At 69.4% G+C, this 20,987-nt stretch carries 20 protein-coding genes and 1 pseudogene; 12 read left to right on the forward strand and 9 right to left on the reverse strand.

All coding sequences use genetic code 11. The features are described 5' to 3' along the window. Nucleotide 1 precedes the first annotated feature (1 nt). From AB0M70_RS23300 to AB0M70_RS23310, 3 genes are all read right to left on the reverse strand, one after another. On the reverse strand, nucleotides 2-682 hold the full coding sequence (locus tag AB0M70_RS23300; protein ID WP_365822396.1) for a DedA family protein: 681 nt from the start codon (nucleotides 680-682) through the stop codon (nucleotides 2-4). 81 nt (nucleotides 683-763) lie between these two features. Continuing rightward, nucleotides 764-2,404, reverse strand: a complete 1,641-nt coding sequence (locus AB0M70_RS23305) for a carboxylesterase/lipase family protein (RefSeq protein WP_365822245.1) — start codon at nucleotides 2,402-2,404, stop codon at nucleotides 764-766. A 218-nt stretch (nucleotides 2,405-2,622) separates the two neighbouring features. After that, nucleotides 2,623-3,060 (reverse strand): DUF4442 domain-containing protein, encoded by a 438-nt coding sequence (locus AB0M70_RS23310; RefSeq protein WP_365822398.1) that lies wholly within the window; start codon nucleotides 3,058-3,060, stop codon nucleotides 2,623-2,625. Nucleotides 3,061-3,156: 96 nt separating this feature from the next. Between AB0M70_RS23310 and AB0M70_RS23315 the strand changes: the two genes are divergently transcribed. From AB0M70_RS23315 to AB0M70_RS23330, 4 genes are all read left to right on the forward strand, one after another. Further along, nucleotides 3,157-4,122, forward strand: a complete 966-nt coding sequence (locus AB0M70_RS23315) for a hypothetical protein (RefSeq protein WP_365822247.1) — start codon at nucleotides 3,157-3,159, stop codon at nucleotides 4,120-4,122. Between the two features lie 125 nt (nucleotides 4,123-4,247). Next, nucleotides 4,248-5,291, forward strand: a complete 1,044-nt coding sequence (locus tag AB0M70_RS23320; protein WP_365822249.1) for a hypothetical protein — start codon at nucleotides 4,248-4,250, stop codon at nucleotides 5,289-5,291. A gap of 77 nt (nucleotides 5,292-5,368) precedes the next feature. After that, nucleotides 5,369-6,481 carry an MFS transporter gene (locus tag AB0M70_RS23325; protein WP_365822400.1) on the forward strand — a complete coding sequence of 371 codons (1,113 nt, stop codon included), beginning with the start codon at nucleotides 5,369-5,371 and terminating at the stop codon, nucleotides 6,479-6,481. A gap of 317 nt (nucleotides 6,482-6,798) precedes the next feature. Next, nucleotides 6,799-7,329, forward strand: a complete 531-nt coding sequence (locus tag AB0M70_RS23330; protein WP_365822251.1) for an STAS domain-containing protein — start codon at nucleotides 6,799-6,801, stop codon at nucleotides 7,327-7,329. Nucleotides 7,330-7,332: 3 nt separating this feature from the next. On the opposite strand, the gene AB0M70_RS23335 is transcribed toward AB0M70_RS23330, so the two are convergent. After that, nucleotides 7,333-8,685 (reverse strand): tetratricopeptide repeat protein, encoded by a 1,353-nt coding sequence (locus AB0M70_RS23335; RefSeq protein ID WP_365822253.1) that lies wholly within the window; start codon nucleotides 8,683-8,685, stop codon nucleotides 7,333-7,335. 240 nt (nucleotides 8,686-8,925) lie between these two features. Here AB0M70_RS23335 and AB0M70_RS23340 point away from each other — a divergent pair, with 240 nt between their 5' ends. Together AB0M70_RS23340 and AB0M70_RS23345 are read left to right on the forward strand one after the other, a co-directional pair. After that, nucleotides 8,926-9,438 carry an ATP-binding protein gene (locus AB0M70_RS23340; protein ID WP_365822402.1) on the forward strand — a complete coding sequence of 171 codons (513 nt, stop codon included), beginning with the start codon at nucleotides 8,926-8,928 and terminating at the stop codon, nucleotides 9,436-9,438. 172 nt (nucleotides 9,439-9,610) lie between these two features. Continuing rightward, nucleotides 9,611-9,907 (forward strand): hypothetical protein, encoded by a 297-nt coding sequence (locus AB0M70_RS23345; RefSeq protein ID WP_365822255.1) that lies wholly within the window; start codon nucleotides 9,611-9,613, stop codon nucleotides 9,905-9,907. 407 nt (nucleotides 9,908-10,314) lie between these two features. Here AB0M70_RS23345 and AB0M70_RS23350 read toward each other — a convergent pair whose 3' ends face one another. After that, nucleotides 10,315-11,097 (reverse strand): GntR family transcriptional regulator, encoded by a 783-nt coding sequence (locus AB0M70_RS23350; RefSeq protein WP_365822258.1) that lies wholly within the window; start codon nucleotides 11,095-11,097, stop codon nucleotides 10,315-10,317. A 165-nt stretch (nucleotides 11,098-11,262) separates the two neighbouring features. Between AB0M70_RS23350 and AB0M70_RS23355 the strand changes: the two genes are divergently transcribed. From AB0M70_RS23355 to AB0M70_RS23370, 4 genes are all read left to right on the forward strand, one after another. Then, nucleotides 11,263-11,619 (forward strand): hypothetical protein, encoded by a 357-nt coding sequence (locus AB0M70_RS23355; protein ID WP_365822404.1) that lies wholly within the window; start codon nucleotides 11,263-11,265, stop codon nucleotides 11,617-11,619. Then, on the forward strand, nucleotides 11,619-12,920 hold the full coding sequence (locus AB0M70_RS23360) for an FtsK/SpoIIIE domain-containing protein (RefSeq protein WP_365822260.1): 1,302 nt from the start codon (nucleotides 11,619-11,621) through the stop codon (nucleotides 12,918-12,920). Before AB0M70_RS23355 ends, AB0M70_RS23360 begins: the two co-directional genes overlap by 1 nt. Then, nucleotides 12,917-13,114: a hypothetical protein gene (locus tag AB0M70_RS23365; protein ID WP_363311098.1), complete on the forward strand. Its 198-nt coding sequence runs from the start codon at nucleotides 12,917-12,919 to the stop codon at nucleotides 13,112-13,114. Before AB0M70_RS23360 ends, AB0M70_RS23365 begins: the two co-directional genes overlap by 4 nt. A gap of 293 nt (nucleotides 13,115-13,407) precedes the next feature. Then, nucleotides 13,408-14,787 (forward strand): replication initiator, encoded by a 1,380-nt coding sequence (locus AB0M70_RS23370; RefSeq protein ID WP_365822406.1) that lies wholly within the window; start codon nucleotides 13,408-13,410, stop codon nucleotides 14,785-14,787. A gap of 171 nt (nucleotides 14,788-14,958) precedes the next feature. Here the strand turns inward: AB0M70_RS23370 and AB0M70_RS23375 are convergent, their stop codons facing one another. Further along, nucleotides 14,959-16,590: a recombinase family protein gene (locus AB0M70_RS23375; protein WP_365822263.1), complete on the reverse strand. Its 1,632-nt coding sequence runs from the start codon at nucleotides 16,588-16,590 to the stop codon at nucleotides 14,959-14,961. Between the two features lie 30 nt (nucleotides 16,591-16,620). On the opposite strand from AB0M70_RS23375, the pseudogene AB0M70_RS23380 reads away from it, so the two are divergent. After that, nucleotides 16,621-16,947 (forward strand): annotated as a pseudogene (locus AB0M70_RS23380) (MFS transporter); the annotation flags it as partial. Between the two features lie 70 nt (nucleotides 16,948-17,017). Here AB0M70_RS23380 and AB0M70_RS23385 read toward each other — a convergent pair. The 3 genes from AB0M70_RS23385 to AB0M70_RS23395 form a co-directional block, all read right to left on the reverse strand. Further along, the gene (locus AB0M70_RS23385) at nucleotides 17,018-17,851 is read right to left on the reverse strand and encodes a fused MFS/spermidine synthase (protein ID WP_365822409.1); all 834 of its coding nucleotides are present in this window, start codon (nucleotides 17,849-17,851) and stop codon (nucleotides 17,018-17,020) included. 90 nt (nucleotides 17,852-17,941) lie between these two features. Further along, nucleotides 17,942-19,111 (reverse strand): elongation factor Tu, encoded by a 1,170-nt coding sequence (gene tuf / locus AB0M70_RS23390; protein ID WP_365822265.1) that lies wholly within the window; start codon nucleotides 19,109-19,111, stop codon nucleotides 17,942-17,944. A 353-nt stretch (nucleotides 19,112-19,464) separates the two neighbouring features. After that, nucleotides 19,465-20,163, reverse strand: a complete 699-nt coding sequence (locus tag AB0M70_RS23395; RefSeq protein ID WP_365822267.1) for a DNA alkylation repair protein — start codon at nucleotides 20,161-20,163, stop codon at nucleotides 19,465-19,467. A 77-nt stretch (nucleotides 20,164-20,240) separates the two neighbouring features. Between AB0M70_RS23395 and AB0M70_RS23400 the strand changes: the two genes are divergently transcribed. Further along, nucleotides 20,241-20,945 carry a TVP38/TMEM64 family protein gene (locus AB0M70_RS23400; protein WP_365822269.1) on the forward strand — a complete coding sequence of 235 codons (705 nt, stop codon included), beginning with the start codon at nucleotides 20,241-20,243 and terminating at the stop codon, nucleotides 20,943-20,945. The last annotated feature ends 42 nt before the right edge of the window (nucleotides 20,946-20,987 follow it).

The following is a 20,987-nucleotide window of genomic DNA, read 5'->3' on the forward strand; positions in this document are numbered from 1 at the left end:
GTCAGTCGGCGGCCGGAACGGGGACCGGCTCGGCCGCCGTCTTCGCACCGCTGTCGACCCCTGCCGCCGAGCGCGCCTCCGCCGACTTCTTGGCGCGGCGCTTGACCAGCAGCATGGAGCCGACGCCGATCAGCACCGCGATGGCCAGGCCGAAGTACGAGAACCGCTTGAGCCAGTCCTCGGCGACGACGCCGATGTAGTAGATGACGGCGGTGGTGCCGCCCGCCCAGACGATGCCGCCCAGGACGTTGGCGATCAGGAACTTCCAGTACGGCATGCGCAGGACGCCGGCGAGGGGCCCCGCGAAGATCCGCAGCAGGGCGACGAAGCGGCCGAAGAAGACCGCCCACATGCCCCACTTCTGGAACGACTGCTCGGCGCTGCCGACGTTCGCGGCGCTGAAGTGCTTGGGGAATTTACGTTCGAGCCAGGCAAGGAGGGGCCGGCCGCCCTTGCGTCCGATCGCGTACCCGATGGAGTCGCCGATGATGGCGCCCGCGGTGGCGCAGATCCCCAGGATGACGGGGTTCAGCTCGCCGTGCTGCGAGGAGAGGAGCGCGGCGGACACGAGAACGATCTCGCCCGGCAGCGGAATGCCCAGGCTCTCCAGACCGATGACCACGCCCACCAGCGCGTAGATACTGACGGCCGGTACGGTCTCCAGCCATTCCTGGACGTGCAACGCCGGTTCCTCCTGTGCTGATGTCGTGTACCCGGCGTGCGCGCTCCCCCCAAGATCGCGCACGCCGGGCAGCCTACCCGCTCACCCGGCGTCGGCCGGGGCGGAGTCCCAGAGGTCGCACCGGTGTTCACGGGCCACAGCCGTGCTCAGCTCGTTCCCGCCCGCGGAGGCGGTGCGCAGCGAGAGCACCTGGCCGGGCCGCGTCCGCTGGTCGGGCGCTGCGGGCTGGCCGTCGGCGCGCGGCACGCCGCTGTGGATGAAGGAGCCCCAGTACTGGACCATCTGCCGGGCAAGAACGCGTTGCTCCGCGTCGAGGGGTGACGTGAGCCCGAAGTGCTTGAAGAGGTACTGCACCTCGTTGACGTGCGTCGCCCCGAAGTCGAACGTCTTGCCCGCCTCCCGGATCGAGGCGAAGGGCGGCGAGGTGCGGTCGGCGAACTCATAGGCGTAGACGGGGCCGCGGCCGGCGAGCGACCTGTCCATGCGCAGCGCCGTGCAGGCGAACATCCGGTCGCCCTGGGCGGCCGCGTACGCGTGCGTCGGCGAGGCGTACCCGGCGAGCGGATAGCGCTGAAGGACCTTGGCGCCCAGCTCCGCGCCGTAGGTCCGGGTGAGCGCACCCGGATACTGCTCCGCGGTCAGCGGCTTGCCCTGCCCGTCGAACTGGCCGTAGGCGAAGAGCCGCCCCTCGTCGCTGTTCGCGCCGTTCAGAACCGGCACGCGCGAGGCGCTTCCGTTCCCGTACGCCTCCTGCGGCTGCACCGGCAGGAAGTCGCCGCCGGCCACCGGGCCCCAGTCGAACCCGGCCTGCGCCGCGAGGATCTCCTCGGCGGGCTTCTCACGCAGACACGCGAGGGCGGTCGCCGGGTCGGGGCAGCCCGCCCTCTTCGCGAACGCCGCGCCCTGCGCGCGGGCCTCGTCGCGCTCACGGGCGGCGCAGTCCCCGTAGGCCCCGCTCTGCACGATGCCCGCGCGGAAGAGACCCCTGGCGGTGGGCGAGGCAAGCTGCGTACAGACGGAGCGGCCGCCCGCGGACTCGCCCGCGATGGTGACGCGCTGCCGGTCGCCGCCGAACGAACCGATGTTGGCGCGCACCCAGCGCAGCGCGGCCTGCTGGTCGAGCAGGCCGTAGTTGCCCGAGACCTGGTCGGACGCCTCCGAGTCGAGACCCTTGCCCGCGAGGAAACCCAGGGCGCCCAGGCGGTAGTTGACGGTCACCACCACCGTGCCGGTACGCCGGGCGAAGGTGTCGGGCACGATGTCCTCGCCCGCGCCCGCGGTGAGTCCGCCGCCGTGCAGCCAGACCATGACGGGCCGCGGCTTGTGCTGCCCCTCGGGTGCGTAGACGTTGAGGTCGAGGCAGTCCTCCGTGTGACTGGGGTTCTCGTACCCCGGGTCCCAACTCGCGGTCTGTACGCAGCGGTTGCCGAAGGAGGTGGCCTCGCGCACGCCCTGCCAGGACGTGGCGGGCCGCGGCTCCTTCCACCGGAGGTCGCCGACGGGCTGCCGGGCGTACGGGATACCGAGGAACTTCCGCCCCTCGGCGGTGGATTCACCGCGCAGCCACCCCGCGTCCGTGCGCACGAGCGTGCCGCCGCCGGTCCGGGACGGTTCCTTGGGAGCGGTCTGCGCCTGTGCGGGGTGCGGGGTGAGCAGGGCCGCGGCGGCGGCGATGACCGTGAGCATGGTCCGGGTGGTTCGCTTGCGTCCCGTGCGTCTCATGCGGCGACTCCTCTGACGACGTCAACCCTGGCGGCCGGAAACTATGACCACTGGTGACTCGTGTCAATGAGGTGAACAGAAGACTGGCCGAAACGGCTTGATGGGGTCAGGGCATGAGTCAGGACGAACGGCGCCGCGCCGGTCGGGACCCCCGTGGCCCGGCCGACGCGACGCCGCTGTGTTCAACGAACGTACGGAAGCGAACGCCCGTACGCGACTCAGTTATGGGGACGCAGGGTCCAGACGACGGTCATCTCGCCGGTCACCGCGCCGTCCTCGCGCTGAATCGCGATCGCCACCGGGAACTCGGGGCGCTGCCCCGCGTCCAGCTCGGCGACGACCTCGGCGGCCGGGCGGCCGAGGGTCGCGGTGGCGGTCACCGGCCCCATGGCGAGCTTCTTGTACGCGATGTCGGCGCTGACGGCGAGCGGCACGGCACGCGAGAGCTGGTCGCCGAACGCGGCGAGCACGATGGCGCCGCTCGCCGACTCCCCCAGCGTGAACATGGCTCCGGCGTGCGGCCCGCCGACGTGGTTGTGGTACTCGGCCTGGTCGGGCAGGGCGACCACGGCCTTCTCGGGCGTGGTCTCGCGGAACTCGAGGTTCAGCGTCCGGGCCATCGGCACGGTGGCGGCGAGCATCTCGCCTATCGACATCTGGTCAGTGCTCATGGCCGGGATGTTACCCATCAGTAGCGTTCTTTGGCCAGGAGCCTGTAGGGGGTGGATCACGGTCACCTATCGTTGCTGCGCATGTGGCCAGGAGAGCAGCAGCCCGGAGCCGGGCCGAACCAGCCGAATCCGTACCACCAGCCGGGATATCAGCAGACCGGACATCAGCAGCCGGGACATCAGCAGCAGGCGCCGTGGAACGCGCCCACCGTTCCCGGTGGCACACCCCAGGCGCCGCAGGGCGGCGGGGGCGGCAACAGGACCAAGCTCATCGCCGTCGTCGCCGCGGCTGCGGTCGTGGTGGCCGCGGGTGTCACCGGGTTCCTCGTTCTCGGCGGCGACAAGGACGACAACGCGAAGCCGGACCCCGCGAAGTCCTCGACCGCCGCCCCGAGCACGGCGGGGTCCGAGGGCTCCGACTCCCGTGGCAAGGGCGGCAACCCCGAGCCCACGATCCCGGGCTGGCAGACCGTCGTGAACCCCAAGCGCGGCATCGCCTTCGACGTGCCGGCCGGCTGGAAGCTGCAGTCGCCGGACTGGGTCGGCTGGGTCTCGGAGGCAGACGATCCGGACGACAAGCCCATCGTCGCCTTCGCCGCTCCGGCGTACCTCAAGGAGAAGTGGTGCGGAGCCGACGAGGACAGGGACGGCACCAAGGACTACACGCCTCTCGCGGCGGCGGGCACCAAGGGCAACAACGGGGCCAGGAGCACCGAGGAGGCCGCGCGCAAGGACGCCGAGCTGTGGGTCTACGGCGCCTTCACCCAGCCCGACAAGAAGAAGGTCAAAGCCGGGGCCGCCGAGCCGTACACCACCAGATCGGGCCTCAAGGGCAGTGTGGTGACCGCCTCGTCCTCGGGCGTCGAGAAGAAGGACAAGTGCGACTCGGACGGCAGGGCCACGGTGTTCGCGTTCAAGGACTCCGAGGGCGCGTTCGCCTCGTGGTCCTTCCACGGCGCGACGGGCGTGGCTGACGAGGTCCCGGAGGCCACGGTCAGGAAGATGCTCGGCACGGTGCGCGAGATCACGTCACAGCCGAAGTCCTGAACGACCGGGAGCCCGCGGAGTCCAGAGGCGTTTCGTGTACTGCGGAGGCTTATGGCCCCATGCGCCGTCCCCGCCACGGGGGCAGCGATGACATCAGGCCACAAGCCCCTCTATGGTTACTGCCCATGTGGCCAGGACAGCAGCCGCCCGGGGGCGAGCAGAACCCGCAGGACCAGAATCCCAATCCGTACCAGCAGCCGGGGTACCAGCAGCCGAACCCTTACCAGCAGCCCGGGTACCAGCAGCAGCCGCACTCCGGCTCCTACTCGCAGCCCGAGCAGCCGCACTGGGCGGCTCCCACGCCACCGCCGATGCCGTCCCAGCCGGGCGGCGGCGGTCAGGGCGGCGACGGGAACAAGACGAAGATCACCGCGATCGTCGCGGCGCTCGCCGTCCTGGTGGCCGCGGGTGTCACGGGTTTCCTGGTGCTCGGCGGCGACCAGGACGACGAGGCGGGCGGCAAGCCCGACAAGAAGTCTCCGGCCAACTCGGCCTCGCCGAAGCCCAGCCCCAGTGAGTCGGAGGGCGGCTCCGAGCGCGGCACGGACAAGGGCCCGAAGCCGACGGTGGAGGGCTGGCAGGTCGTCGTGAATCCCAAGTGGGGCACTGCCTTCGACGTCCCCGCGGACTGGGAGGTCGACACCCCCGGCACCTTCATCGGTTTCGAGGACCGGAAGAAGGGCGACGGCAGCGCACTCATCGGCATGTCCGCGCCCGCGCACTACAAGCCGAAGTGGTGCTCCTCCGACGACGACAAGGACGGCACCAAGGACGACGTCGCCCTCGGCGCCGTCGGCACCAAGGGCCAGAACGGCGCCAAGAACACCAAGGACGTCGCGCGCAACGACTCCGCGTGGTGGGTGTTCGGCGGGTACACGGGCCAGAAGAAGGCCGACAAGAAGAAGATCAAGGTCGGCAAGGTGGAGTCGTACACCACCACGTCCGGCGTCAAGGGCAGCGTCGCCACCTCCACGACGTCGGGCGTCGTCAAGCAGGACAAGTGCGACTCGGACGGCAAGGCCACGACGTTCTCCTTCAAGAACGCCGACGGTGAGTACGTCGCCTGGTCGCTGTACGGCGCCAAGGGCGTGAAGGACGAGATCCCCGACGCCACGGTGCAGAAGATCCTGAGCACGGTACGGCTGCACGGCGACCCCGAGGAGTCCTGAGCCGCTGAGCCGCGTGCGGGGTCCTGACCCCGCGCGGAAACGGTTTGGCAAGTCGGTGTCCCGGCGTGGATAGTCCCCTGGTGACCACTCCCCCCGCCGTGCGCCGCCCCGCCTGGGCCGGCCGCAACTACAGCCTGCTGACCGCCGCCGCGATCGTGACCAATCTGGGCAGCCACGGCGCCCTGATCGCGGCGGCGTTCGCGGTGCTCGACTCGGGCGGCGACGGCGGGGACGTAGGTCTGGTGGCGGCGGCCCGCACGCTGCCGCTCGTGTTGTTCCTGCTCATCGGCGGGGCCGTCGCCGACCGGCTGCCGCGCCACCACGTGATGGTCGCGGCCAACGCGCTCAACTGCGTCTCGCAGGCGGTGTTCGCGGTCCTCGTCATCTCCGGCACGCCCCCGCTGTGGTCGATGATGCTGCTGACCGCGCTCGGCGGCACCGGTCAGGCGTTCTTCGGCCCGGCCGCCGAAGGCATGCTGATGTCGACCGTCAGCGGCGAACAGGCGAGCCGCGCCTTCGCGATGTACCGCATGGCGATGCAGGGCGCGGGCCTCGGCGGCGCGGCGCTCGGCGGTCTGATGGTCGCCGCGATCGGGCCCGGCTGGGTGCTCGCGGTGGACGCGGTGGCGTTCGCGGTGGCCGCGGCCCTGCGCTCACTCCTCGACGTCAGTCATATCCCGGTGCGGGCGCCCGGCGGCGGGCTGCTCTCCGATCTGCGGGAGGGCTGGCGGGAGTTCACGGGGCGGCCGTGGCTGTGGGCGATCGTCGCGCAGTTCTCCGTGGTGGTGGCGGTGGTCGGCGCCGCCGAGGCGGTCTTCGGGCCGCTGGTCGCCCAGGACGAACTGGGCGGCGCGGGGCCCTGGGGTCTCGCGCTCGGCGCGTTCGGCGCGGGCACGGTCGGCGGCGCGTTCCTGATGATGCGCTGGAAGCCGCGGCGTCTGCTGCTCGCGGGCACCCTGTGCGTCTTCCCGCTGGCCGCCCCGTCGGCGGCGCTCGCAGTGCCGTTGCCGGTGTGGGGGCTCGCGGCGGTGATGTTCGTCAGCGGCGTCGCGATCGAGGTGTTCGGCGTCTCGTGGATGACGGCGCAACACCTCAACAGAAGTAACTTCACCCGCTGGGCAAAGGCCGCGGTGGCGCTGTTCGTCATCGGCCCGGCACGGAACATGACACGGACGGCCAACCGCATCTGATGTCGCCCAGCGATCAAGGCTCGCGGCCGTGGAGACGAGTGCACTCGCGCGCGGGGGCGGCGAAAGGCGAGCTCCAGACATGGACATGCCCGCAAGGAGCCCTTCGTGCCAATTTTTGCAATTTCGGCATGGTCTTTACTTGATTGCCCTATCCTCAGGCAACAGCCTCTCCGCACCAGTCTGGTGCTGTCATGCAGAGGTTCTCTCCCGCAGCAGAGCGAGCCTGCGGAGCATGAACGCCGGGCCCCGCATCTACTCCCGCGGATGCCGCCGAGGCCCGGACCAGCCCTCGGAGCGGATCAACGCCGGACTACCTCATGCCCCGGCAGCTTCGAGGGAGTGCTCCGCGGCACCAGGGGGGAAGCCGCGGAGCACATGGCACGAGGACGCCGCGCCCAAAGCGGCGGCCTCCGTCACGACACCCGACGTGCGGTTCCTTATCTCTTCGCGTTGTTCGTGCCTGTGGTCCAACACGCAAGGAGTGGAAACCGATCAACAATCCGTGGCCCGTCCCCAGAGCTGCCTGCCGCGTAGTGCGTTTGCGCGGCGAACTCGACATCGCCAACATTCTCGACCTCCCCACACTGCTGCGTGGAACCTGGCAGCAGACACAGGACACCTGGCTCATCGTCGACCTGCGGCCAGTCACCTTCATGGACTCCACCACGATCCGCGCACTCCTCACCGCACAGAAGCACTGCGAACAGGCAAGCAAGGGGCTGCGCCTGGTCTACGACCAAGCCTTCATCAGCCGCCTCCTGGCCCTCCACGGTGCGACGGCGCAGTTCCCGCGGTACACCAGCACCGACGACGCCTGGGTAGGGCGCGAGACACCCCCCGAGCGTTAGAGGTCAGAACGGAAGCTCTGCCGTGGCTGCCCCTCGTGTGATGGTCAAGATCCGCTCGTGGAACTCGCGGGAAGCGGCCTCGCGTGGGTACCGAGACCGGAGTTCCTTGTCCAGCTCGTTGGCGACCAAGAGCAAAGAGGGCAGGGACTTACGGTCGGCCTCCAGGGCCGTGGTACCCATCCCTACGGCCTGCTCGATGTCCCCGGTTCGGGCGGCGGCGACTCCGAGCGTGAGGCGGGCCTCGGCGGCACGCATGGGGGAGATCTCAGTTCCATCGGGGCCGGTACTGATCCGGATCACCGACCGGGCGTGGGCCGCGGCGCGCTCGTCGTCTCCGAGAAGGCGGTAGGCGTCCATCTCGTAGAAATCCCACTTGTCGGGATCGATGATGAAGTGATGTTCGGGGTGGTCTGGGCGGGGGAGCCGATCCAGCCTCGCGCGTCCGGCATCAAGGGAGTCGCGGACCAGGCGGGCATCCCCCATGCGTGCTGCCGCACGAGCCTTGTGCGCGTACAACTGCACGCCGACAGAGTGCGTTTGATCGGCGACATGCCCGGCTTCAACGGCGTCGACCATGTCTCGCCAACGGCATTGGGTCAGGGCGAACCACGCCTCGATTTCCCACGCCCACGCCTTGATCTCTCCGTGCCCGGCCTCGTCGCCGATCCGGAGCGCGGCGGCCTTGCTGAGGTTGGCTGCCTCACGCTGGCCCCGGTCGTACTGGACGCACGCGTTGAGCAGGAACAGCCACCCGGTGTCGACAAGGAGTTCCCTGTGCTGGCGGAGGGTCATCCGGCTTTCAAGCTGCTTGGTGACGAATTGCAGGCCGTTGCGGGTCCGCTGGTGCAGGTAGTCGGCATCGGCGTACGGGTACGCGCGAGCGAGTTGATCGATGCCCTGCTCGATCGACTCCAGGGCCGTGCTGTTGATGCTGGTCATCTCGGCTCGTCGTAGGAGCTCCGCGATGTCCCACAATCCCGCGCCACCCTGCGTGAGCAAGGTACTGGGGTCGTCCGGCTGGGAGGTCTGCCTTTGGCGCTCCAGTTCCCAGGGGCGCGGGGTGAGGCCCGCCAGATGGCCGGGGATGCGCAGTCCGTCTACCACTTCAAGGATTTTGTGGTGCTGCGTGATCCGGGGGCGAGTGCCCTTGCCATCGGTCTCCGGGCGGGCCATCTTGCCGATGTGTTCCCGCTTGTAGCCGACTGCCTCGGCGATCTTGGCGTAGCTGATCTGCCCGTGAAGCCTGGCGAGCCTGAAGACCTCGCCGAAGTCGTGATTCGTGATCGCCGACCGCACGTCTGCGCGTTCCAATACATGCGGCGGTAGAGCTGCCGGTGTCGGAGCGCCTTCGGTCATCTCACTACCCCATCGTGATTGACCTGACATTTCTTCTGTGCTGTCCCGCGAGTGTACCCACGAGGGGGGTCCCCAAGAGGGGGGAGCGACAGGGGGCACAGGGCGTGCATCCTTCGGTCCACCCAGCTGGGATCGCCTCAGCAGACGTGACTATGGGCGGTGACTTGTGCCGTGGATGCGAGACAGATCAAGCAACACGAGCATGTAGCGGAAGACTTAGGCGGTTTGGCTCACCGGTACGTGCCACCGTGTCCCCCTTCTGGTGGGCACTTCCGCGCGCTGACTTTCTTCGCGGAGGCGCCGGACAGCGTTCGCGCCGCACGCGATATGACTCGGACCGCACTTCAGAGCTGGGGACTGGGCTCTCTGGCGGAGGATGCTCGGCTCGTCGTCTCAGAGTTGGTTGGCAACGTGGTCCATCACGCCGTGCCAGACGATTGCCTGTCGCAACCGGGGGCCGCTCGACGGGTGGACGTGCTTCTGAAGGCGTGGCCGGGCTGGCTGTTCATCGGTGTAGCAGATGAGGACTCAACTTCGCCTGACCTGCCGGTTGCTGACTTCGTCTTCCCGGATCTGGCAGGGACCTTCGTCGAGGCTGTGTTGCCGGACAGCGGGCGCGGGCTGTTCATCGTTCAGCGTCTCGTGGACGCCCTTTGGTGTTCGCCCAAGGAGGGCGGCGGCAAGATCGTCTGGTGTCGCTTCGATCTTGATCCGGAACGCGTCGACGGTCGTCCGTCGGCGATCCACGCATAACAACCCCATACCGAGACCGGACCACCCCCGCGCCTGGCAGCAACTGGGGTGGTCCGGGAGGGAACCCTGCGGTCCCCGGTGCTTGATGCTACCGGGGCCGCTGCGCTGCGTTTATGCCCTGGGCAAAGGAAGTTGACGATCCGTTACCTAGATCAGGGCAGAGGTGGGCAGGGTGACTGGCGCGGGTGAGGACTGGCTGAGCGATGGGCTCGGCGTCGCGGGTGCGGACTTCGGTCTGTGGGTACCTGGCGTCGACTACGTGGCGGGCTGGCGCGATGCGCGGGAAGCTGCGGACCGATTGAACCGGGCGTTTCTCGGGGCGGGTTTGGAGCTTTCGCAGGTGCGGGCGGTCGCCTCGACGGATGAGGGCGGGCACGGACTCGTGCGGATGGCGGGTTCCCCTGACGCCGTGGACCGGCTCGCCTCGTTCCTGGAGGTGGCCGTGGATAGCGGCGGCGATGCGGCGTGAAGGACGTTTTCCCTGGTGAGCGCCGCGCGTGGGCACGTCGCCGGCCGCAGAGACTTTGGGCGGTAGCTGCCATGGGGCGAGTGAACAGGGGGCCTTACGCTGGCCCGGCGAATCGGGCAGGTACTGGACCTGCCCGCTGGTGTGCCCGATGGGCCCCCTGTTCTTCGAGGCTCGCCCCATGGGAGCTGCCTAAAGTCTCGGAGGCCGTCGACCCCCAGCCCAACGGGTTTCGCCTTCGGGCGGTAGGTCGATGTTTCTCGACCTCTGGCGCGCTGCGGTTCAGGGCGCCGGGCGACCGGCCGGGACCGGCGGCCACGCCGCACGCCCGGCCGGGGCGCCCGAGCTGCCCGGCGCGCCCCAGGCGCGCCCTTGAGGAAGTGAAGAAAGATTCGACCGATCTACGGCTCTCAGGTGCGGGTGCGCCGCGCGGGCTCCTTGTCGGCGGTGATCCGGTAGGCGAGCTCGGCACGGTCCGCACCGGTGCGGAGTTCTTCGAGGATCAAGGGGCGGTCGTCGGTGCCGTGCGTGACGCGGGCGATGTGCAGGATCGGCGTGGCGTCGGGCAGTCGGAGCGTGGTCCGCTCGTCAGGGTGCGGCATGCGGGCGCGGACCGTCTCGGACCACCACAGCTTGTGCCCGGCCTGCGTCATGATCTCGTACGCGGTGGCCGGGGGCGGGCCCGGCGGCTTGTCGCCGAGCGGCGGGATGTCGGCGGCCACGGCGAGTGGAGTCAGGGTGCGGTGCATGGCGCGGGTGCCGCTGGCCGGGTCGATGAGCAGCCGGTCACAGACGAAGAGATCTTGGTCAGCGCCGATGCCGAGCAACTGGCCGTTGGCTTCTGTCGAGTAGGCGCGGTACGGGGTGGCCTCCTCGGCCTCGTCCCAGGTGGCGCCGCTGGGCATGACGAACTTCCCGTTGCGGGCGTGGGTGATGTGGCGCTCGATGGTCACGGCGGGCTGGCCATCGGTGCGTACGAAGCTGCCTTTGCCGTGCCGGACGTTGACCAAGCCCTCTGCCCTCAGGGCGGCAATCGCGTTGCGGACGGTCGGGCGGGAGACCTGGTAGCGCTCGATGAGCTGGGCCTCGGAGGGGAGCGGGGCGCCGGGCTCGAACTCGCCCGAGAGGATCGCTTCGCGGATCGCGGAGGCAACCTGCTGGTAGAGCGCTCCGGGGCGTTGGATCTCCGTCATCTCGGCACCTTCGCGTTGAGGTCGTAGGCACGTCGCACGCGCCACATCACTCGTCAGCATAAGTAGTTGCCCCCTCGCCGTACAGCGCTCCATAGTCATCACTCGTAAGGACAAGTGACGTCAGAAGAAGTCTGGCGTTCGGATCTGGCCAAGGAGGCCGACGTAATGCAGTCCATTCCCGTGGACACAGCGCGACTGGGCGTACTGCGGTGCGCCATCCCGCCCGAAGCGAAGATCAGCAACTCCGAGACGCGGGAGGTCAAGAAGGACCGTGACGGCAACACCGTCTACACCGTGGCCGTGACGGTGCGGCAGGACCGGCGGCGAATCTCCGTGATCGAGATTGCCGTATCCGGTGAACCGAAAGGCATCGAGGAAGGGCAGATCGTCAAGGTCACTGGCCTGATGGCGTTCGCCTGGGCCATGGGCGACCGGCACGGAATCAGCTTCCGCGCCGACGCGATCACTCCCGTGCACGGCCCTCCGGCTGCGGGACCGGCCAAGGCTGGGGGCGGCGCGTGATGGGAGCAATCCTGCTCGCCTTCGCGCTGGCCGTGCTGGCGTGGGTGCTCGTCATCGGAGACCTGCTGCGCCGGACCCACCCGGCCTGGCACTGGTACGTCACCGGGTACCCGCTGACCGCGTTCCGGGTACTGGCGACCTGGCGCAAGGTCGCGATGCTCAACGACCTGGCGATCTCCCGCCGCCCTCCCCGCGGCCTGGTCGGGGACCTGGTCGTCAAGGGCGATCCGCTGCGGCCGGTGGCACCGCGTATCTCCTTCCCGCGCGCTACCCGCATGGGCCTGACCGTGACTGTGCGGCTGCACGCGGGGCAGACCCCGGCGACGTACATGAAAGCGGCCGACGCGCTCATGCACGCCTGGAAGGTTCACGCCGTACGGGTCACCTCTCCCGAACGCGGCCTCGTGCTGCTGACCGCGACGGCCAGTGACCCGCTGGCCCGGCCGGGCTTAGCCTCGGCTCCCGCCGCGCTGCTGTCCGCACTCATCGGTGCACTGGAGAGCGGCGGGGCTTGGGTGATGAACCTGCGGATCGTCCCGCACTGGCTCATCACGGGAGCCACGCAGTCGGGAAAGTCCACCCTGCTGGCGCGGCTGATCACGCAACTCGCCCCGCAGGACGTGGCCTTGGTCGGCATCGACTGCAAGGGCGGCATGGAACTGGGCCTGTTCGCCGGGCGGCTGAGCGCGCTCACCACCTGTCGGCGCGAGGCGGTCGCCGTGCTCACCGCGCTCGTCATCGACATGCAGGACCGGATGCACGCCTGCCGATCTGCCGGTGTCCGCTCGATCTGGGAGCTCGCCGACACCCAACGGCCCGTGCCGGTCGTCGTGATCGTCGACGAACTCGCGGAGCTCTACCTCTCCGACGGCAGGCGCGAGAGCAAGGCGGAGGCCGAACAGTGCTCCACGCTCCTGCTCCGCCTGGCCCAGCTCGGAGCCGCGCTCGGCATGCACCTGGTCGTCGCCGGACAACGCGTCGGCTCGGATCTCGGGCCCGGTGTCACCGCACTGCGGGCCCAGCTCGGCGGCCGGATCTGCCACCGGGTCAATGACCCCGGCACGGCAGAGATGACCCTCGGCGATCTCAACAAGGACGCCGTTGCCGTCGCCCAGTCGATCACTGCCCACGAACAAGGCGTGGCGGTCTGCACCGGGCCGGACGGCGGTTGGAGCCGGGCGCGCTCCCACCTCACGCCGACCGAAGAAGCCGTCACGACGGCCATGAAGTACGCGGCCATGACGCCCGGACTGCCCGCCATAGACCGCGCTCTCGCGGCGCTGGAAGGAGACGACAAGTGATCAGCGAAGGCACGGCGTTCACGTTCTCGGTGATCTTCGGGATCATCACCGTCCTCCTCGTCCGCTCCCGCGACGTACGCGCCTGGGAAGCGGTCTGTGTCGGCCTCTTCGGGATCTACCTCGGACAGACCCCGGTGATCTTCACCATCCACGGCCTCGTGACCTGGCTCATCAACGGCTTCTCCCACCCCTAGCAGGAAGGACAGGACATGCCCATGAGCCGCGTGAGGTGCCCGAACTGCAAGGGCGAAGGCGCCCGCAGGACCTGGACCGGAATGCGCCACCGCTGCCGCCTCTGCCGGGGCACCGGAACCATCCGCTGACCGCGATGCACACCACCTGACCGAGCAAGGAGCGAACCCATGAACGACAGCGCGCCACCACCCATCAACCGTGCCGCTTCGGCGGCCCACCCCGGAAGGTCCCCACCATCACCCTGGACTTCACCCCGGCTGACAGGCGCGCCGCCCTCGACCGCGCGGCGCGCCTGCGTCAGCTTTCCGAAGCAGACCGCGACGCGATACGCATCGCCCAGGACCCCAAGTTTGCCCGCTGGATAGATCAGATCACTGCCACGGGCGGCTGCGCCCACCCGATCCACCTCACCGGCTCGACCACCACCCTGGACGCGACGACCGGCGAGATCCTGCACCACTACGACACCCGAAACGAACCCGGCGAACGGCTCTCCGTCCGCTGCCGCAACCGACGCGCGACCGTCTGCGCACCGTGCTCCCGCCTCCACGCCGGAGACACCTTCCACCTGATGCGCGCGGGCCTCCTCGGTGGCAAGAACGTCCCCGCCACGGTCCGCGACCGACCCCGGCTCTTCATCACCCTCACCGCCCCGTCCTTCGGGCCCGTACACCGGGCCGGGGAACGCTGCCGCCCCCGCCGTGACGGTGGAGTGTGCGAGCACGGACGTCCCCTCGGCTGCGGCGCCGTGCACGACTCGGAGGACCGCCTCGTCGGCCAACCCCTCTGCGCGGACTGCTACGACTACCCGGCACACGCTCTGTGGCACGCACACGCAGGCAAGCTCTGGGACCGCTTCGTCATCGGCGTACGCCGACACCTCGCCACCGCTGCGGGCATCGTGCAGTCACGCTTTCCCGATCACGCGCGGCTGTCCTTCGCTCGCGTTGCCGAGTATCAGAAGCGCGCCGCAGTCCACGTCCATGCGGTCGTACGCCTCGACGGCCCGACCGGACTCGACGACGAACCCCCGGCCTGGGGCACGGCCGACCAACTCGCCGATGCCGTGCGCGCCTCCGCTAGCCGGGTCCTGGTCCGCACCCCCTACAGCCCCGCCATAGGTGAACTCGTCCTCCGCTGGGGCGCCCAGGTCGACACCCGCCCCCTGCACTCCAACAGCACCGGGCCCGATGACGACGCGGTGGCCGCGTACGTCGCGAAGTACGTCACCAAGGGCGCGAGCGAGACGGGCGCCGGCACCGATCACAGGCTCACGACCTGGGACGACATCGGCATGGTCCCAGTGACCGACCACGTCCGGACCCTCATGCGCACCTGCTGGCGACTCGGCGGCCTCCCCGAGTACGAGCCCCTGCGCCTACGCGCCTGGGCCCACACACTCGGCTACCGCGGCCACATCCTGACCAAGTCCCGCGCCTACTCGACCACGTACGCAGCACTGCGCGCGGATCGGGCCGAACACGTCGGCGTCGCCCTCGATGACGTACCCGGTACCGAGACCGAAGCCAATTGGCGCTACATGGGCTCTGGCCACACTCCGGGGGCTGCGCTCATCGCCGCCGGGGTCTCCGAAGACCTCGCAGCCAGCCGCGAGGCCGCCCGCGATGAGAAGGCGATCACGAGGGGGCCCTCCGGTGTCACGTTCGAATGAGAGGGGCGAAGGCCAAGACATGGCCTGGGCGCGAGAGCATGCGCGCAACTCTCCTGGCTGGTCCGATGCCCAGTGGCGACGGATGAACGCTGCCCTGGGCGTAGAAGTCTCCACACGCGATGGAGCCCGCCACCATCGGCGTACGAGGTGACGGGTCCCAGTGCTCCGGTGCTACTCCTCGACGTAGACGGGAACGAGCCGGTCCCGCAAGGGCACCCGCCGCCCGCTTCCTACAGGGAGTACGACCACAGTCGTCAACGTCCGCGCGATGTACGAACGGCGCTCAGCGAGGGTGACCCCATCCCTGTGCCACTCCTCGGCCATGTCCACGGGTTCGCCCTGGCTCGCGAGCGTCTGACGTTGCCACGCGTTGCGCTCCTTCTTCAGGCGCTGTTCGTCGGCCTCGTACTCGGCGAGATCGGAGTAGTAGCGCTCAGCGCTGATCTGCCGTGCCCTGCGGGCCTGCTTGAGATCGGCGATGTCTTCGCGGACGATCTTCAGCTCAGCCGCCTTCGGCCACTCCTGCGGTGCCTTGACCGACTGCCGCTTGCTGGCCTCTTCCTCGTACTTCGCGATCACGAGCATACCGAGCAGCTCGTCAGTCTCCGGGCCCCCGATCTTGACTCCGCCGCACCCCCTGCCCGTGCTCTTTGCCGGGCAGACGTAGTAGAAGTACCCTTCCGGCTTGCCCCGGCTCGGTGCTGCCTTCATCGCACGCAGCACTGAACCGCACTCGTCCTTGCCACAGCGGAGAGTGCCGCTGGATAGGTAGACGCGGGTGTTGTGACCACCTCCGCGCATCGGGCCATCACCGATGAGCTCCTTGACGGCCTCCCACTCGGGAACCGTCAAGATCGCCGTCCACTGTCCCTTGACGGGCTGGCCCTCATCGTTGTGGGCAATCGTCATGAGCTTGGTCTCTCGGCCCGATTCCGGGTCGAACTCGATCACGACGTGCGATCGGTATCCGCACAGGCGGGGATTGCGCATCATGTCCCTGAGCCCGATCCACGTCCAAGGGTTGCCCTTCGACGTGGTTACTCCCTTGCGATTCCAGTCAGCGACGATCGCGTGCCAATCAGCCCCCAAAATAAGGCGCTTGGCGGCAGTGCGAATGTGCTCGGCCTCGGTCGGGTTAAGAGTGCGTTTGTCCTTCTGCCACCCGAATGGGCGCGTCCCTCCTACAGGTATGCCCAGGTTCCGTCGGGCCTTGTGATTGCGGCGCACACGACGCGCGGTGTCGGCGGACTGCTTGTTGGCCACGGCGACGAGAACACGGGCCATGGTGCGCCCGTTGTCTGTCAACAGGTCCAGCGTGCCCGTGATGTCGATGATCGGCCGGTGGTGGTGCTCAACGGTCTCGATGGCGTCCTCAAGGTGCCGGGGGTCACGAGTCAGGCGGTCGATGTCGTAGACGATCAATCCGTCGATGGGCTCGCCGTTCGGCGCTTGGCCTCGCTTGAGATCTTCCAACGCTCCCTCGAACACGGGGCGTACGACGCGGTAGCCGACGCTGCCATCGGGTAAGCGGACTCGCCTGCGCTTCCACGCCGAGGTGTCCGGCTCCAAGTACGTGTAGACATACCGCCCCTGGCGGCTCTCGACGAACTGACGGCCGTCCTTCTCCTGTTCCTCCGTGCTCTTGATGTCCCTGCCGGTCATGAACCGAGGCGTACTCTTACCTGACTGATCATCAGGAGTGAGTTCTCCCTCGGTCTCTTCAGTTGACAGCCGTGCCAGCCCCGCCCAGTTCTGCCCTGCCAACTGCCCCCAGTGCGCTTGCTGTACCAAGTCATCTGCCATGGGGAGAGGTTACGTTCGGAGAGGTGCTGTGCGATGCATCAGGAGATCCCGGAGGAGAAGCTGTCGCGGGTCGCCGCGTACGACTGGTTCGGCTCGGTCGCGATGGTCCCGCTCGCCACGGCACTCGCGGGCCCGGCCGAGCTCGCCTTCGGGCGTTCGGCGTCGCTGTGGGGCTGCGCGGCCCTGGTGGTCGTGGTGACGGCGCTGGTGCTCTTCGTCCCGGACGTACGCAATCTGACGCGGCGCACGTCGTCGAAGGAGGTAGCCATGGACCTCTCCAAGGCGACCGCGCCCCTGGCGGTGCCTCCGGCGACGCCCTCAGCCGATGCCGAGGGCCCCGTCGGGCGGCGCGGGTGAGGCCACCGCGTCGTACGCACCCCGCACCGGCAACGCGCCCAAAGGCGGCCACTCCCCCCGCGATCAAGCCTCAACCAACACTGAAAGCCCCGCCCGGCGGCTCAGGTGAAGCCACCGCGTCCTCGTCCCGTACCGGCTTCGCGTCGGCGGTGAACAGGCGTAGTGCGGCGCCGTGTTCTACGCGTGCCGGGAAGACGTCGGCCGCTGTTCGCCGGGACAGTGCCTCGATGTCGATGGGCTCGTGCGAGGCGACGAGGACCGCGTTGCCGAAGCGGCGGCCGCGCAGCACGGCCGGCTCGGCGATCAGCGCGACCTGCCCGAACACCTCGGCGAAGGTGGCGAGTTGGGAGCGCAGGAAGCCGAAGGGCGCACCGTCGGCGAGGTTCGCCGCGTAGAGGCCGCCCCCGCGCAGCACCCGGTCCGCGGCACGCGCGTAGGCCACCGTCGTCAGATGGGCGGGCACTCGCGAGCCGCCGAACACATCGGCCACCAGGACGTCGGCGCTGTCGGGAGCCGCCGCCTCCAGCCACTGCCGGGCGTCCGCGCCGTGCACGGTGATCCCGGAGCCGTCGGGCAACGGCAGCCGTTCGGTGACCAGTTCGAGCAGCCCCCGGTCCGCCTCCACCACGTCCTGCCGCGAACCGGGCCGGGTCGCGGCGACATAGCGGGGCAGGGTGAGCGCGCCGCCGCCGAGGTGGAGCACATCCAGCGGGCGGTCGGAGTCATCGGCGGTGTCGATGACGTGCGCGAGGCGCTGCGCGTACTCGAACTCCAGGTGGGTGGGCGCGTCCAGGTCGACGTACGACTGGGGCGCTCCGTCGACCGTGAGCAGCCAGGCGCGCGGCCGGTCCACGTCCGGCATCAGCTTGGCGGTGCCGTGGTCGACGGCCTTGATGACGGCCATGGCCTCGTCCGCGCGTTCGTCCTCAGTCACCGCTCCATTGTGCCCGCCTCCCCCGGGGGTGGGTCCCCCGCGGGAGGCGGGCACCGGACGTCAGCCGACCTCGGTCACCGTGCCCGCGCCGACGGTCCGGCCGCCCTCGCGGATGGCGAAGCCGAGGCCCGTCTCCAAGGGCATGTCGCGGCCGAGCTCGACCGTCATGGTGACGGTGTCGCCGGGCCGGGCGACGGCGGCATCGCCGAGGTCGACGTCGCCGACCACGTCCGCGGTACGGACGTAGAACTGCGGCCGGTAGCCGGTCGCGATCGGCGTCGACCTGCCACCCTCCTTGGTCGACAGGACGTACACCTGCGCGGTGAAGCGGCGGCTCGGACTGACGCTGCCCGGCTCCGCGACGACATGCCCGCGGCGTACGGCGTCGCGTGGCACCCCGCGCAGGAGCAGCGCCACGTTGTCGCCCGCCTGCGCGGACTCCATGGGCTTGCCGAAGGTCTCGAGGCCGGTGACGACGGTCTCGGTCTCCGCGCCGAGCACCTCCACGCGGTCACCGATCCGCACGGTGCCGCGCTCCACGGCTCCGGTGACGACGGTGCCGCGTCCGGTGATGGTGAGCACGTTCTCCACGGAGAGGAGAAAGGGCGCGTCGACGTACCGCTCGGGCATGGGCACATAGGTGTCCACCGCGTCGAGCAGCGCCTCGATGGCGGCGGCCCACCGCGGGTCGCCCTCCAGCGCCTTCAGCCCCGACACTCGTACGACGGGGACGGAGTCGCCCCCGTACCCGTGCGCGGAGAGCAGGTCCCGCACCTCAAGCTCGACGAGGTCGATGAGCTCCTCGTCACCCGCGTCGGCCTTGTTGAGCGCGACGACGATGTGGTCGACGCCGACCTGGCGGGCGAGCAGGACGTGCTCGGCGGTCTGCGGCATGATCCCGTCGAGCGCGGAGACGACGAGGATCGCCCCGTCGAGCTGCGCGGCGCCGGTGACCATGTTCTTGATGTAGTCGGCGTGGCCCGGCATGTCCACGTGCGCGTAGTGCCGGGTGTCGGTCTCGTACTCGACGTGCGCGATGTTGATGGTGATGCCGCGCTGCGCCTCCTCGGGGGCGCGGTCGATGCGGTCGAAGGGCACGAACGTGCCGGTGCCGCGCTCGCTGAGGACCTTGGTGATGGCGGCGGTCAGGGTGGTCTTGCCGTGGTCGACGTGGCCCATCGTGCCGATGTTGAGATGCGGTTTCGTGCGGACGTATGCCGTCTTGGACATGGCGGTTCCTTCTCCGGAACTCGAAAGCTGAAGTCCTGGGCGCACGTCGTCGCGTGCACACTCGGGACGGGGACCCCGGGGCCGGACCGACCCTCCCCCTTTGGGGTCCGCCGGAGTGTCCGGGGAGGGTCAGCGTCGGGCGCCGTCGACAGGAAATGCTGCGAAGTGGAAAACGGCAGCCTTCGCGACGTCCGCGACTGCGGACGTGTCTGCGGGAAAGGCGTACCGGAACATGTCGCAGATCATTGCCGACGGGCAGGGGTTCGTCGAATGGTTTTCGCCGGGATCGCGACGGGCTCGCGGCGGGCACGCGACGGGCTCGTGACGGGAGCGGCCCGTGAAGTCCGGTGCGCTCAGAGGTTCTTCAGGGCCTCGCGCACCGAGAGCGGCGCGAGGCGCCCGCGCTCCCGCTCGACGAAGGCCCGTACGGCGTCCGGATCGGTCTTGGCGTACTCCCGCAGGCACCAGCCGATGGCCTTGCGGATGAAGAAGTCGGGGTGCCCCGACTGGCGTACGCAGTAACCGAAGAGGCGTTCGGTGTCGGTGGCGTCCTTGTACCGGAGCTGGTGGAGGAGGGCGGTGCGGGCCACCCACAGGTCCTCGTCCTCGATCCAGGCGTCCATCTCGGTCCGAAGCCCCGGGTCGGCGGCGACCAGACCGCCCACGACATGCGCAGCGAGCGCGTCGACCGTGTCCCACCACGAGACCGTCGTCACGAGATGGCGCACGACCGGGAGGAAGTCCGAGGGAAGGCGTGTCACATGGCGGCGCAGATAGTCCACGGCGAAGTAGGCGTACTCGCGCTCCGGAAGTTCCCAGCAGCGCAACGCGATCGCCGCGCAGTCGGTCGCGTCGGGGCGCGGGAGCCCGGCGAGCACCGTGCGGGACAGCCGGCGGCGCAACGGCGTGGGCAGGCCGAGGAAGGGGGCGACATTCCTTATGTACGCCTGTGCCCGCGAGGCCCACTCGGGATCGGCCGGCGTCGTGTAGGCGGCGGTGAGCCGTGCCATGACGGTGTCGGCCAAGTCGCTGTGCGGGACGGTGACACTCATGGACGCACCCTAGAACTGTGACGCCCGTGAGACGTCCCCTACGGCGATCACACACATTTGTCGGTTAGTCTCCCCGGATGTTCGACTCAGCCGCCGTCCGTCCGCAAGGCTTCGCCGAGCGCTGCACCAGGGTGCTGTTCTCGCCGTGGTCGCGGCTGTCGCTGCTGGTGGCGCTGCTCGCGGCCGCCGGGACGTGTGTCCTGCTCTTCGAGCCACAACGCATCCTGTCCGACGGCTGGCCCGCGCAACTCGGCGGCGCCGCCGCCGTCGTGGTCTTCGCCGTCGCGTACGGCCTGTGCACCACGGCGTTCGTGCCGCGTCCGTTGCTCAATCTGGCGGCAGGCGCCCTGTTCGGGTCGCAGTTGGGCCTCACCGCGGCCATCGCGGGCACGGTCCTCGGCTCCGGGATCGCCTTCGGGCTCGGCAGGATGCTGGGGCAGGACGCGCTGCGTCCGCTGCTCCGGGGGCGCTGGCTGAAGGCGGCCGACGGGCAGTTGAGCAGGCACGGCTTCCGCTCGATGCTGGCGGCGCGGCTGTTCCCCGGGGTGCCGTTCGCGGCGGCCAACTACTGCGCGTCGGTGTCCCGCATGGGATGGCTGCCGTTCCTGCTCGCCACCGGCCTGGGGTCGATCCCGAACACCGCCGCGTACGTCATCGCGGGCGCCCGCGCTTCGACGCCGACGTCGCCGGTCTTCCTCGTCGCGATGGGCTTCATCGCGGTGACGGGCCTCGCGGGCGCGGTCGTGGCGTGGTGCAAGCGCCACCACCTGCGCAACCGGTAGGGCGCCGACAGACGGCGAACACCGGGCGGCGGCCCTCCGGCG

This window comes from Streptomyces sp. NPDC051214, from assembly GCF_040682375.1.
In the GTDB taxonomy this organism is placed as follows: Bacteria; Actinomycetota; Actinomycetes; order Streptomycetales; family Streptomycetaceae; genus Streptomyces.